The 13,470-nt window shown below is 61.0% G+C and carries 10 protein-coding genes; 4 read left to right on the top strand and 6 right to left on the bottom strand.

From position 1 onward, the window contains the following. The first annotated feature begins 6 nt into the window (after positions 1 to 6). Positions 7 to 786: an SDR family oxidoreductase gene (locus tag NKF25_RS06175; RefSeq protein WP_253225825.1), complete on the top strand. Its 780-nt coding sequence runs from the start codon at positions 7 to 9 to the stop codon at positions 784 to 786. Positions 787 to 935: 149 nt separating this feature from the next. On the opposite strand, the gene NKF25_RS06170 is transcribed toward NKF25_RS06175, so the two are convergent. Further along, a complete protein-coding gene (locus NKF25_RS06170) occupies positions 936 to 3,317 on the bottom strand; it encodes a xanthine dehydrogenase family protein molybdopterin-binding subunit (protein WP_253225824.1) in 2,382 nt (793 codons plus the stop codon). 262 nt (positions 3,318 to 3,579) lie between these two features. Next, the gene (locus NKF25_RS06165) at positions 3,580 to 3,963 is read right to left on the bottom strand and encodes a HalOD1 output domain-containing protein (protein WP_253225823.1); all 384 of its coding nucleotides are present in this window, start codon (positions 3,961 to 3,963) and stop codon (positions 3,580 to 3,582) included. A 347-nt stretch (positions 3,964 to 4,310) separates the two neighbouring features. On the opposite strand from NKF25_RS06165, the gene NKF25_RS06160 reads away from it, so the two are divergent. Next, positions 4,311 to 4,736, top strand: a complete 426-nt coding sequence (locus tag NKF25_RS06160) for a hypothetical protein (protein ID WP_253225822.1) — start codon at positions 4,311 to 4,313, stop codon at positions 4,734 to 4,736. A 47-nt stretch (positions 4,737 to 4,783) separates the two neighbouring features. On the opposite strand, the gene NKF25_RS06155 is transcribed toward NKF25_RS06160, so the two are convergent. Then, the gene (locus NKF25_RS06155) at positions 4,784 to 5,692 is read right to left on the bottom strand and encodes a M48 family metalloprotease (protein ID WP_253225821.1); all 909 of its coding nucleotides are present in this window, start codon (positions 5,690 to 5,692) and stop codon (positions 4,784 to 4,786) included. A 622-nt stretch (positions 5,693 to 6,314) separates the two neighbouring features. Beyond that, a complete protein-coding gene (locus NKF25_RS06150; protein ID WP_253225820.1) occupies positions 6,315 to 7,121 on the bottom strand; it encodes a DUF5821 family protein in 807 nt (268 codons plus the stop codon). Positions 7,122 to 7,492: 371 nt separating this feature from the next. On the opposite strand from NKF25_RS06150, the gene NKF25_RS06145 reads away from it, so the two are divergent. After that, a complete protein-coding gene (locus tag NKF25_RS06145) occupies positions 7,493 to 8,506 on the top strand; it encodes an alcohol dehydrogenase catalytic domain-containing protein (RefSeq protein WP_253225819.1) in 1,014 nt (337 codons plus the stop codon). 173 nt (positions 8,507 to 8,679) lie between these two features. Here NKF25_RS06145 and NKF25_RS06140 read toward each other — a convergent pair whose 3' ends face one another. Both NKF25_RS06140 and NKF25_RS06135 read right to left on the bottom strand, forming a co-directional pair. Further along, positions 8,680 to 9,741 carry a hypothetical protein gene (locus NKF25_RS06140; protein WP_253225818.1) on the bottom strand — a complete coding sequence of 354 codons (1,062 nt, stop codon included), beginning with the start codon at positions 9,739 to 9,741 and terminating at the stop codon, positions 8,680 to 8,682. A gap of 4 nt (positions 9,742 to 9,745) precedes the next feature. Next, positions 9,746 to 10,864 carry a site-2 protease family protein gene (locus tag NKF25_RS06135; RefSeq protein ID WP_253225817.1) on the bottom strand — a complete coding sequence of 373 codons (1,119 nt, stop codon included), beginning with the start codon at positions 10,862 to 10,864 and terminating at the stop codon, positions 9,746 to 9,748. 302 nt (positions 10,865 to 11,166) lie between these two features. Here NKF25_RS06135 and ppsA point away from each other — a divergent pair, with 302 nt between their 5' ends. Then, positions 11,167 to 13,443 (top strand): pyruvate, water dikinase, encoded by a 2,277-nt coding sequence (ppsA, locus tag NKF25_RS06130; protein ID WP_253225816.1) that lies wholly within the window; start codon positions 11,167 to 11,169, stop codon positions 13,441 to 13,443. The last annotated feature ends 27 nt before the right edge of the window (positions 13,444 to 13,470 follow it).

Raw genomic sequence — 13,470 nt, 5'->3', positions numbered from 1 at the left:
CCTCGTATGGATGGGATACTTGGGGGACGGTCAGCGGTCGTAACGGGTGCTGCAAGTGGAATCGGTCGAGCCATCGCACGAACGTTCGCCGAACAGGGGGCCGACGTCGTCGTCGCGGACGTACGGGACGACCCTCGTGAGGACGGGGCGAAGACCCACGAACGGATCGAGGAGGAGACCGACGCGCACGCCGTCTTCGTTCCGTGTGACGTCAGCGACCCCGCTGCCGTGACGGCGGCCGTCGACACGGCCGTGGACGAGTTCGGCGGCATCGACGTGATGGTGAACAACGCGGGTATCGTCGGCCCGACCGCTCCGGTGACCGACATCGACCCGGACGCGTACCAGCGACTGCTGGATATCAACCTGAACGGCGTGTTTTTCGGCTCACAGGCGGCGGCACGGCGGATGCGCGAGGACGACGGCGGCAGCATCGTGAACGTCTCCAGCATCGCGGGGATTCAGGGCTACAGCGACCTCTCGCCCTACTGTGCGTCGAAAGGCGGTATCAGACTGCTCACGTACTCGCTCGCCGCGGAACTCGGAGCGGACGGGATTCGGGTGAACGCCATCCACCCGGGCGTCATCGAGACGGCGATGACGACCGAGGACGTTCCGACCATCGGCACGGAATCCGGCGAGCAGATGCGCCAATCGATTCCACTGGGGCGATTTGGAACTCCCGACGACATCGCCGACACGGCGCTGTACTTGGCGAGCGACCTCGCAAGTTACGTGACGGGCGAATCGATCATCGTCGATGGCGGGATGGTGAACACGGCGTGAGGCGTTGTTTCGACTGATTCGTGACGCGATAGGTGGAGACCGTCCGAATTGTGACTATCTGCCCGAATTCGGTAGCCGTCACCGGATTAGCAAAACCTCCGTTAGTAAAATCGTGATTAGTAAAATCTAGATTTAGATAATCGGTAGCACTATCCTCCGTTCGCCGTTTCTATCGCCGACCACACCGTCTCGTTGGTCAACGGCATGTCGAGCGTCTCAACCCCGAACGGTTCCAGCGCGTCGAGTACCGCGTTGACGACTGCGGGCATCGAGCCGATGGTGCCCGCCTCGCCCACGCCCTTCACGCCGAGGGCGTTGTTCGGCGACGGCGTCACGGTGCTGTCCCACTCGATGTCGGGGACGCTGATCGTCTTCGGGATCGCGTAGTCCTGCAAGGAAGACGTCGCGAGGTTCCCGTTCGAATCGTAGTGACCGTCCTCGTACAACGCCTGACCGATTCCCTGGACGATCCCGCCGACGATCTGCCCCTCGACCAGTTTCGGATTGACCTGCGGGCCGACGTCGTCGACGGCGAGGTACCGCTGGAACGAGATTTCGCCGGTCTCCGGATCGACTTCCACAATCGCGACGTGGGTACCGAACGGTGCCGTCGATCCCTCCGGTTCGAAGTACACCGACGTCTCTAAGCCGGGATCGACGTCGTCCGGGAGTTTCCGCGGATTATACGCGGCGTTAGCGACGTCTTGGAACGTAACGCCGTACTCCGGTGCGCCTCGGACGTGGAACTCGCCGTCCGAGAACTCGATATCCGCCTCGGACGCTTCGAGCTGATGGGCGGCGATCGTACGGGCCTTCTCCTCTATCCCTCGGGACGCCTTCCGAATGGCGTTCCCCGCCATCGGCAAACTGCGGCTACCGGCGGTTCCTCCCCCTTCGGTGACCTTGTCGGTGTCCCCCTCGACGATTTCGATGGTGTCGTAATCGACGCCCAGTTCGTCGCTCACGATCTGTGCGTAGCTCGTCGCGTGACCCTGCCCCGTATCTTGGGTGCCGGTGTGAACGACGACTTGCCCGTCGGCGTTGACCCTCACTTGGCCGCTCTCGATGCTCCCCGCGGACCCGCCACAGATCTCAACGTACGACGAAATCCCGATACCCAGATACCGTCCGTCGTCCCGGGCACGTTCCTGCCGTTCGAGGAACGCGTCGTACTCGACGAGTTCGAGGGCTCGGTCGAGGGTCTTCTCGTACTCGCCGCTATCGTAGTTCATCCCGAGGCCGGTCTCGACCGGGAACGCCTCCGGCGGAATGAAGTTTCGGCGACGGAATTCGACCGGGTCCATGTCGAGTTCGCGGGCGCAGGCACTCGCCAGTCGTTCGATGATGTACGCCGCCTCCGGTCGACCGGCACCGCGGTAGGCCGATATCGGGGCCGTGTTGGTCATCACCCCGCGAACGGTGACGTGTCCGACGTCGATGTCGTAGGCCCCACAGAGCATCCCGGCGGTTCCCTTCGGAATGCCGACGCCACCGACCGTGGGATAGCCGCCGAGGTCCGCGTCGATATCCCCTCGAAGTGCCACTATGTGTCCCGATTCGTCCAGCGCAGCCTCGATGGTGGTTCGCTGTCGGCGAGCGTGAACCATCGATTGGAAGTCGTCGGTCCGGCGGGCTTGCCACTTGATCGGCCGTTCGAGTTGCATCGAACACCACGCCGTCAGGAGATGACCGGCGTACGGTTGAAGTTTCGCGCCGAAGCCGCCGCCGACGTCCGGCACGCGGACGGTGATGCGGTGACGAGGTAATCCGAGAACGTCGCCGAGTCGGTTCTGTACTGCATGCGGGTTCTGACTCGATAGCTCGACGGTCAGTTTGTCGTCCGATGGTTGGTACTGGGCGACCGCCGCTCGGGGTTCGATCGCCGTCGGAATCACGCGGTTGTTCGACGGATCGAGCGAGACCGTGTGTGCGGCCCCCGAAAACGCCTCCTCGGTCTCCTCGCGTTCGCCGGTCTCCCACTCGAAGGCGACGTTGTTCGGTGCGGGGTCGTGAATCGTCGGCGCGTCCGACGATACAGCGTCGTCGAGTTCCGGGGCCGCATCGAGTCGTTCGTACTCCACGTCGATCGCATCGAGTGCGTCGAAGGCGGCGTAGCGCTCTTCGGCGACGACCGCCGCGACGGGTTGGCCCTGATATCGGACCCGATCGTCGGCGAGGAGCGGCCGTTTGACGGACGTGTCCTCCTCATTGGTGCCGTCCTCTTGGAGGTCCTCGGCGTCGAGTTCGGCGGCCGGCATCGCGCCATCGAGGCCGGATTCGAGTAAATCGTGGTACGTATAGACGGCGATCACGTCGCTGCGAGCTTCGGCGTCGCTCACGTCGATCGACTCGATTCGGGCGTGAGCGTACTGGCTGCCGAGCAGCGCGAGGTAGCCCATCCCCGGATATTGAATGTCGTCGGTGTACCGAGCATCCCCCGTCAGAAGATGTCGGTCTTCTCGACGCTGAACAGCGGTACCCGTCATCTCGCCGGGCCTGACCTCGTTGTACTCGACCGTGTCTATCTTCATAGCGTCCTCCATGTACGCTGGCCGAACGGTCGATATCGTCGATGATTAACCGTGGGTTTCGTTTGCATGGTGAAGTACTGATTCGTCCAGGCCCATTAACCGACTGATTCCGGTGATCCAAGTGATACGATTCGTCGTTCGGCATTCTCGATACCACGACATCCTCGACCGTCACCGTTCATGGAAACTACCCCCTTCCACTATGTTCATCGAATCGCATCTCGGATACGACATCTCGCACGGTCCCTACCCGTGCTGGTCCCTAGTTGAGTATGGGGTTTCTGTCGCTGTCGCGTCGTGCGCCGAGCGGTTCGTAGATGAGGACGGTGTTGTTACTCCGAACGGTGACGAGATGGTTCTCGATCACGAATCGAACTTCGACGCCGCTCTTTTTCGTTCCGCTCGTCTCGACGAGGTCTTCGAGCGCGTCCGGGTTCACGTACTGGTACAAACTGAGCGAGGTCTGACCGTTCGGCGGTTCCAAAACATCGACGATCGTTTCGATCAGGCTCACGGTTAGCGGCTGGCACGGATCGATCGAACGAACGGCGACCAACGCGTACTGCGGTGGATCGGCTGGGTCCGTGGGCGTGTGCCCGTTTTCGAACCAGTTCGTCGTCTCGGTGATTCTCGTGCCATTAGACATAGTTTCTATTCGTACTCTATCTATTTGAGTAACATGTGCTTACCGCCAAAATTAGTGTAGATAACCTAACAATAATCTGGCGTCCGTCGAAACCAATCCTCGCGTCAACCTACGTGCTCCGAGGCACGTTTATTGAACGTTCAATCAAAGCTCTTTTGTCCGACCGGCTAGTACGTTCAAGGGAGGATGAAGACGAGAACGTCCATGGAGATACTGCGGGCGACGGGGCGTGTCGTCGGAACGTATCCCGAACTGTGGCTTGGCTGGACGTCAGGGGTGGTGGAGTGAATCCCCTGCAGGGATCGAATCTCGGCGAGCGTCTTCCAACAGCGTGGTGATACCTAGTCATGTTAGAAAATCCCAGTGACTCGGATGCGGTTGATCGGTCAGTCGATCTTCCTGACGGATGGTACGAAACAGCCAGTAGCGTCACCGATCCTCGGGCGACCTACGCGTACGACGTAACCGATTCCGCACAGGTCGTCGTCGGTCTCGTGTTTCGTTCCTCGGACGCGTCCGGCGACATCCAACTCCGCGTTTCGGTCGTCGATAGTACGGCGTTGATTCATCGGCACGACTACGTCGTCGACGAATACGACGACACGACGACGGCAATCGAAAAGATGGAAACGTTCATGGAACTGGTCTCATCGACGTTCCACGACGAATTGCACACGAGCGAACGGGTATTCGTGACCGTCGAGGGGATCGTTTCGGAGTTTCCATCGGATACGAGTCTTTGGCACTCGCTTTTTTCCGGCGGAAGGAAATGATCCGAAACGCGGTCACCTCATCGGTGGCTGAAGACTCCCGAGCGGTGTCATGCGACCTGCCGCGGTCGATATGGACTCGCCCACGTGGGGATCTCACAATCGAGTCGGGCGACGCGGTTTTCCATGGACGGATGGGTGGCGAACACCGAAAAGCGGAACGAACGATCCGCGTTCCACGGTATCGGTCCGGCGATGTCCTCCGTGTTGTCGCCGGTTGCGATTGCGGCGACCCGGTAGAGCGCGGCGGCGAGCGTCTCGGGGTCGACGACGTGGGCGGCGTACGCATCCGCGCGGTACTCCTCCAGTCGATTCGCGTACCGACTCAGCGCGAGCGCGAGCGGTTCGATACCGAGACTGCAAACGTAGCGGAGACGGCGGATACGTCGATCATCGATGAACGTCACTGCACTGAACAGCAGCGAGCCGACGGCGGCTACGAACGGACCCCGTCCCGCGAGAAAGACGAGCCAGAACGTGCAGAACCCCAGTATCTGCGGGATGTACGCACGGACCGCGTCCGTGTGAATATCGTTCCCGAGGTGGCCGAGTTCGTGTGCGAACAGCGCCTCGATTCCCGCCCGCCCGACGATCTGCGGGAGCAGCGGATCGAGAGCGACGACTGGTTCGCCATCGTCGTAGCCGACGACGGCACCTGGTGCGTCCATCTCCATGACGACGACCCGAGGGAGGGGCCGACCGGCACGCTCGCAGACGTCGAGGACCGCCCGTTGGACGTCCGGAAACTCGCTGGGGTCGAACGGTCTGGCGTGTTCGTGTTCGAACTCGTAGCGCCCGCCGGAGCGATAGGACAGATACGCGATGACGACGAACACGAGAAGCCCGAAGCCGACGATCGGAAGCGGAGCCCCCGTCCGAACGACGGCCGCAACCGCGAGGAGTGTGGCGGTTAGTAGTCCGAGCGTGATTCCCCACGCTCGAACGACTACTGAACTCATTATATAAACAGACACTCTCGGGGAGAATAATAACCGAATCGGTCAGCGACCAATCGAGCGGCGAACGCTCGCCGTATGGCGAAGACAGTGGGGAGAGTTATCAATCTCAGCACACACTGTCTTCAGACGTATCATAGCGATCGACGGACATCTGTGTCTCTCTCGAGACAAATTACGATACTACCGATTCCGATCTAAACCTGCCGATCTGACAGTCACTGCTGTCTGTTCTCCGGGACGAGTGCGAACACCGCCGTGGAGTGGTGTCTGTAACACGTCTTGATTCATCGGCCATTGTTAGACGAGCGTCAGACATACATCGAGAAAATTCGAAAACACATATATTAATTCTCCAATATATGGATATTATGTTCCGTAGTAACCCTCCAATAAATTCTCTGGGTCAGCCGATCTGTGGTCGCGCTAATCCCATCGCCGACGAGCCGTGTCAATGTGTCGTCCCGTTTCCTGGGAGAGCGTGTCCACAACATAGAACGTGAACCGGACACCGAGTACACGAACGCACTCGTAACTGGCTCTCGAACGGTCGGTCGATCTATCATCTATTCTCGACAGTGACGCTCGCTCTCGAACCCTTCGACGGGGTCGCGTTCACACGAACCTAGCCGCTCACTTGGCCAGCGAGACCCTCGACGTCACCCAAATCGTCCGGTACCAAGATCAACCGAAGTCGTGGCCGACCGACATCGATCGGGACCTTTTCCGTATCGATGAGGCCACGGTCTTCGAGCCGTGTCTTCGTCCGCGAGAAGGTTGCTTTACTCGCGACACCGGTGTCCTCACCCCATTTGCTGATGTCGTAGAGGAGCACCTCGTTGTTCGCCGCCACCAACAAGGCGATGGCCACTTCATCCAACTCGTCGTCTTCGCCGGGAATCGTATCGACCGAGTCGACGACCATCATGAAGTCCTCTTCGACGTCGTCGCCGAAGTCCTCACTGAGCGTTTCCTGGATGCGCGACAGCGGTGGCGTTCGCAGGGAATACACATCCCCGTCCTCCCAGTCGTCCGAAAACGTCGATTGGACGTTTTCGACCAAATCGCCATCCGTCGAGCGAAGCCCCGTCAACTCCCCATCCAACGTGATGACGGTTACGACCTCGTCATCGCTGACGAGCAACGAACTACGTGCGATATCGCCCGTCGTCCGGAGTTCGAGGGAGTCCTGGTCGATCAAATCCGAAACCTGGCTCGCGAGGATGAAATCATCCAGCGACGCTTTCAGCACGTCCGGATCGGCAAGTACCTGCATGTGCGGCAGATCACCGTCGAACGAGGCTGCCGTCAACATCACCGTTTGGAAGACGTTCGGCGCTGGATTGACGATGAGCACCGTGTCTGCGTCTTCGAAGAACGAATCGATCATATCGGCGAATTCCTGGTCCATGACTGTTGCATCTGCGGACATACTTTTTCAAACGAGTAGTGCTTCCATTGTTCTACGCACATTACTACTCGAAGGTCGTTCCTAAAAATAGGAGATGGAACGGAGTAACTCCATGAATTTCGAGCCGAAAAGCCGTTTTGCCACGAGTTTGTACGAAGTCGAATCGTGTCCGATTCGGAGGAAATCTCGGAGATGCTGGGAAGAACGATACTGCCCGTCCTACCGCCAAACCTCGTGAAATCCGACGGTACGAGCGTGCTCCTCCTCCCGACGAACGATCGTTCACGTCCGACGTTGTCGATCATTGAACGTATCGATGACCTCTAGTTATGTGCTTCTACCCCGTTATCCTCCCCTTATCACTAACTACGAGGGGAGCGAACGCCCATTCGATGCGTGTCGCAGCTTTCAATGATCTTTCCGGCCCGGATGGCGTCTCGATAATCAACCGACCGATTCCCGAACCGGGACGTCGAGAGGCGGTGGTTTCGGTCGAGGCGTGTTCGATCAACCGTCACGACCTCTGGATTCTCGAAGGCGACTCCGCGATGGTCGATACGGACGATCTGCCGTTCGTCAGCGGTCTCGATGTCGCCGGAACCGTCCGGGACGTTGGCGATGACGTCCCCGATATCGAACCCGGTGACCGCGTTGTACTCTGCCCGAACGAGACGTGCGGGACGTGTCGCTACTGTCGGGAGGGTCCGGAGAACCTCTGTGAGAACTTCTCCCTCTACCACGGCGGCCTCGCCGAGGCCGCTCGCGTCCAAGCTGACCGCCTCGTTCCGCTCCCGGATTCCGTGGGTATGGTCGAAGCGGCCGCGCTCCCGACGGCCTACATGACCGCGTATCACATGCTCCGTCGGGTCGAAGCCGGTCCGACCGACGTGGTGTTCATCCCCGGCGTGACCGGCGGTGTCGGCGTCGCTGGCGTGCAACTCGTGGCCGTCCTCGATGCACGGAGCGTCGGGACGTCCTCCTCGCGGGCGAAACTCGACCGCCTCGAATCGCTCGGCCTCGACCACCCGGTCGAGGGAACCGACCCGAACGACATCCGGGATTTGGTCGCCGACATCGGACCGGTCGATGGCGTCCTCAACCACCTCGGCGGCGCGTATACCCAACTCGGCTTGGACGTTCTGCGACGCGGTGGCCGAATGGCGGTCTGTGGGCGGACGGCCGGTGGAACGTCCGAGATCGACATACCTGACCTCTTCCTCGGTCACAAACACGTCATCGGCAGCACGATGGGGACACAGGGCGATCTGGAGACGCTCGTCGAACTCGTCGCCGACGGCGCGTTCACACCGGAGATCGACGAAACCTACTCGCTCGAACGAACCGACGCCGCGTTCGCGACGATGCAGGACCGTGAGAGCGTCGGTAAGCTCGTCGTAACGCCGTAGTCGTCATTCCGATCTCTCCCCCGTGATGAGAACCGCTCAACGCGGATAATCGATGCCTACCCCTCACAGCCCGTGCCTACCGGAACGGTTCGTTTTCGTAGCCTTCCCGAAACGTGCAGTAGACTCGGTCCGTCCTCCGATAGGTGGTCCTCCTCGGTCGTCTATCCGACTAGCTACATCGTGGCGAGACCCAAAACGCCGAGACAGTAGAGGGAGAGTACCAGCAGTGAGTCGATTCCCATCCGGAACCGTTGCCGACGCGGTCGGACGATGAGGCCGATGCTGTAAATGCTCGTGAGGAGAATGCCGAGGGCGGTGAGATAGAGGGTGCTCGGCGGCATCGTGGCGAGTACGGCCCGACCGGAAAGGAGCGAGGCTACGAGGAACAGCGTCGGCAGAAACCCGTTGCCGCCGAAGATGTCGCTGATGGCGAGTTCGCAGTCGCCGAGTTTGATCGCCGCCATTCCCGTCGCGACCTCAGGCAGCGAGGTGACCGCCGCCAACGCTGTCGCTCCGAAGATTGCGCCACTGACCCCAGTCCTGCGTGCGATCAGGTCGCTGGTGCGTTCGAGCACCACGCCACCGACGAGCGTCGCAAGCGCGGCGAGCAGGAAGACGCCCACGACGTACCGCGTCGAATTACCGGCTGCTTTCATTCGGCGATGTTTCTTCCGTTTGGCGGTTCCCCGCGGCGCTTGCTGCCCGCCGGGGGCCGCACCCTCCCGTTCCCACGGCAACCCCGTGCGGGCCTTCGCGATGATCCACACGCCGCCGAGCCAGAGGCACACGATCAGTATCTCCGGTGGTGTCACGCGAAACACGAGAAACGCCGATGACAGTTGGCTCCCCATCACCGTCACGGAGAGGACCGCGACCACGACGCTCGCCTCGATGACCAACTGTAGTGATGATGCCCAGTACGTGAGTCCCTTCGACCGTCCGGTACCGAAGACGTCGAACACGACCAGAACGACCGTTTGAATCGCGATTCCGCCGAGAACGTTCCCCACCGCCAAGTCCACGTTGTCGGCGAGCGCGGCACTCACCGTGATGACGAGTTCCGGGAGGTTCGTGACGACCGCGAGCAGGACGAGCCCACTCAGCGCCTGTCCCAGTTTCCACCGTATCGAGAGGACGTCGGTCGTGTCCGAGACGTAGATGCTGGCGACGTACACGACCGCGGCCGCGCCGAGGAACACCACCGAGAGAAGGGGAAGCGAGGCACTTTGCAGCATCCGCTCACTGCCTCGTGATTTCGAGAACCGTCATCAGGTCGGTCCGTGTGACCAAGCCGATGATCTCCCCGTAAGGATCGACCACGAACATGCGGCCGACGTTACTGCGTTGGAAATCCGTCATGAACTCCTCGACGCTCTCGTCGGCGGACACGGTTTCGAGGTCACTGCTCATCACGGATCGAATCGTGTTCTCGTCGCGCTTTTCGACCGGAACGCGAGCGGCGTCGTCCAGTGTGACGATGCCGACCACCTGGCCGTCCTCGATCACGGGATAGCCGACGTGTCGCTGGTCCAACATCCGTTCGAACAGCTCCGAGACGGTCGATTCGGGTTCGACGGTATCCCAGTCGGCGACCGGAGTCATGATGTCGCTCACCGGGATGTCCTCGACCCCGGATAGCGTCTCTTGGACCACTTCGCTGGTGGCGCTGAGATACACGAAGAAGGCGACACCGATGAGAAAGATGTTGAGCGACAGGAGTCCGACGATACCGAAGACGACCGCCACGCCCTTCCCGACGGTCGCGGCGATTTGCGTGGCACGGGCGTGAGAGCGGGTTCGGGAGAGGAGCGCACGGAGGATTCGGCCACCGTCCATCGGAAACCCGGGTAACAGGTTGAACAGCGCGAGAACGAAGTTGAGCAGACCGAGATAGGCGACGATGAACCGAACCGCATCGAGACCGGCCGGGACGACCACGAGAGCCCCGTAACAGATCACGCCGAGAACGATACTCACGAGCGGACCGGCGATGGCGACCAGAAACTCCTGACGCCAATCCTCCGGGATTTCTTCGAGGGCGGAAACACCACCCAAAAACCAGAGCGTGATCGATTCGGTGCCGAACCCGAACCGTCGTGCGACGAGCGAATGACCCAGTTCGTGAAGGATCACGCAGACGAACAACCCGACCGCCGACAGAACCCCGAGTATCCACGGCATCCACCCGCCGACGAGCGTGCCCGTCTCGATCCGAGCGTTCCACAACTGATTGAGGACGTCGGCGAGCGGGGCGATTTGAATGCCGATCAGATACGCGACTAACGGGAGGACGATGAGAAAGCTCAGGTTCAGTTGGATGGGAATCCCGAACAACGACCCGAGACGGATGTTCCTCATCGTTCGATCGGACCGGTGGTGAACGACGGTTTCTCACCGCTTCGGCTGCTCGACACCCGCCGTGCTCGTTTTACAGAGTCGTCACGACGCCCGCAGGCGCTCGTAACGGATAGACGACAGCACCTCATGTACGTGTTCCAAACACCGAACGACTCAATAAGAAACGGTGATCGTTTGCCTCGACGGGTGGCCTCGAAAGACCAGCCTACGGTGCGGTAGGGGGAGTTGGAGAGACGCAGTTCAACTCGACGGGGGTAGTTTCACTGTGGTGCGCGACGAGTGTGCTGACGGGGGGAATTATCGTGGGGAACGATCAGTTCGTACGACAGCTTGCGGACGTAGGGAGTGCCAACGTCGATATAGTCGGGGGCAAAAGCGCGAACCTCGGAGAGCTTACCACGCTCAACGTACCCGTACTTCCGGGATTCACGACCACCGCGGCGGGGTACGACCACTACTTGTCGGAAACGGGCCTCGAAGAATCGATCGCCGCTCGACTCGTTGGCCTCGACCCGGACGATATCGATACGTTGCAGCGGCGAGGATCGGAGATCCGAGCCGACATCGAACCGGCGACGATACCTGCAGACCTCGAACGGGCAATCGTCGAGGAGTATCGTCTGCTGGGCGGACGACTGGGCGTCGAGAACCCCACCGTCGCCGTTCGGAGTTCCGCGACGGCGGAGGATTTACCGACCGCGTCGTTCGCGGGCCAACAGGAGACGTTTCTCAACGTCTCCGGGGAGACGGAGCTAATCGAGGCGATCGAAGGCTGTTATGCGTCGCTGTTCACCGACCGTGCCATCACCTACCGCTTCGACCACGGGTTCGACCACCTCGCGGTCAAACTCGCCTGCATCGTTCAGGCGATGGGCCGGGCGGACATCGGTTGTTCCGGAGTGGCGTTCACCCTCGACCCCGATACGGGGTTCGAGAACGCCGTCGTCATCGAGGCGACCTACGGGTTGGGGGAACTACTCGTCCAAGGGCAGGTCGATCCGGACCGATACGTCGCCTTCAAACCGACGAACGGCATCATCGAGCGGGAACTCGGGACGAAAGAACGACGGATGATCAGGCGGGGAACCGACACCGCCATCGAAGCGGTGCCTGACAACGAACGGGATCGCTTGACGCTCACTGACGAGCAGGTCACATTGCTCACGACGTACGCGAAACGCATCGAGGACCACTTCGACCGACCGATGGATATCGAGTGGTTGCTCGACGGCGAGCGGGACGAACTGTTCATCGTCCAAGCGCGACCGGAAACGGTGCACGCGGCGACGACGGAACGAACCGTCCGAACCTACCGCCGAACCGAGGAAGGCGACGTTCTACTGGAAGGCGTTTCGGTCGGGACTGCAATCGGCACCGGACCGGTTCGAATCCTCTCCGATGTCCGCGAGATGGATCGGTTCGAAGCGGGGGACGTTCTCGTCACCGAGACGACCGACCCCGACTGGGAACCGGTGATGCGGAAGGCGGCGGGAATCATCACGGAGCACGGCGGGAAAACGTCGCACGCGGCCATCGTCTCGCGGGAACTCGGACTGCCCGCCATCGTCGGTGCCGACGACGCGATGAAAACGCTCCGCGACGGCGACGAGGTGACGGTCGATTGTACCGAAACGACGGGTCGCGTGTACGCCGGAACGCTCGTCTACGACGTTCACGAGGAGCGGATCGACGAGATCCCCGAGACGGAAACGGACGTGATGCTGACCCTCGGGGACCCGTCCCGTGCGTTCTCGCTTTCCGATCTTCCGGTCGATGGGATCGGACTCGCCCGCGAGGAGTTCATCATCACGTCCGCCATCGGCGACCACCCGCTGTACGCCATCGAACACGACGCGTCGGAGCTGTTCATCGAACAGCTTCGAACCGGCATCGCGATGATCGCCGCCGCGTTCCACCCCCGGGACGTGATCGTCCGTCTCAGCGACTTCAAGACGGACGAGTATCGAAACCTCCGCGGCGGCCGTCGGTACGAACCCACGGAGGCGAACCCGATGCTCGGTTGGCGCGGTGCCTCCCGATACTACGACTCGCGGTTTCGGGAGGCGTTTCGCCTCGAATGCGAAGCGCTTCGTCGCGTTCGGGAGGACGTCGGTCTCGACAACGTGATCGTGATGGTACCGTTCTGTCGAACGCCGGACGAGGGTCGGAAGGTGAAGCGACTCATGGCGGAGTTCGGGTTGGCGATGGACGACCTCGACGTGTACGTGATGGCCGAACTCCCATCGAACGTCGTTTCGGCGGATCGGTTCAGCGACGTCTTCGACGGCTTTTCCATCGGCTCGAACGACCTCACGCAACTCACGCTCGGCATCGACCGGAACTCCGCACGGCTCGCACCGTTGTTTCACGAGGACGACGAAGCCGTCGAACGCTCCATCCGTTCGCTGATCGAAACGGCACATCGCCACGACCGTCGCGTCGGTATCTGTGGCGATGCCCCATCGACCGTCCCCGGGTTCGTCGAGTTCCTCCTCGACGCGGACATCGACTCGATCTCGGTCACCCCCGACGTCGCGCTCGAAACGATGCTTCGGGTCGCCGAACTGGAGGGCGATTGAAGGGAACGGCGATTCCTGTTCGGCTCT

The organism is Haladaptatus sp. AB643, from assembly GCF_024136975.1.
Taxonomy (GTDB): domain Archaea; phylum Halobacteriota; class Halobacteria; order Halobacteriales; family Haladaptataceae; genus Haladaptatus.
The sequence above is the reverse complement of the archived record's forward strand: the minus strand, read 5'-3'. Positions and strand labels throughout refer to the sequence as shown.

Bases quoted from the DNA above. Each gene is read 5' to 3' on its own strand.
- NKF25_RS06170 (WP_253225824.1), bottom strand. From the start codon at position 3,317: ATGAAGATAGACACGGTCGAGTACAACGAGGTCAGGCCCGGCGAGATG.
- NKF25_RS06160 (WP_253225822.1), top strand. From the start codon at position 4,311: ATGTTAGAAAATCCCAGTGACTCGGATGCGGTTGATCGGTCAGTCGAT.
- NKF25_RS06150 (WP_253225820.1), bottom strand. From the start codon at position 7,121: ATGTCCGCAGATGCAACAGTCATGGACCAGGAATTCGCCGATATGATC.
- NKF25_RS06155 (WP_253225821.1), bottom strand. From the start codon at position 5,692: ATGAGTTCAGTAGTCGTTCGAGCGTGGGGAATCACGCTCGGACTACTA.
- NKF25_RS06140 (WP_253225818.1), bottom strand. From the start codon at position 9,741: ATGCTGCAAAGTGCCTCGCTTCCCCTTCTCTCGGTGGTGTTCCTCGGC.
- NKF25_RS06145 (WP_253225819.1), top strand. From the start codon at position 7,493: ATGCGTGTCGCAGCTTTCAATGATCTTTCCGGCCCGGATGGCGTCTCG.
- NKF25_RS06175 (WP_253225825.1), top strand. From the start codon at position 7: ATGGATGGGATACTTGGGGGACGGTCAGCGGTCGTAACGGGTGCTGCA.
- NKF25_RS06165 (WP_253225823.1), bottom strand. From the start codon at position 3,963: ATGTCTAATGGCACGAGAATCACCGAGACGACGAACTGGTTCGAAAAC.
- NKF25_RS06135 (WP_253225817.1), bottom strand. From the start codon at position 10,864: ATGAGGAACATCCGTCTCGGGTCGTTGTTCGGGATTCCCATCCAACTG.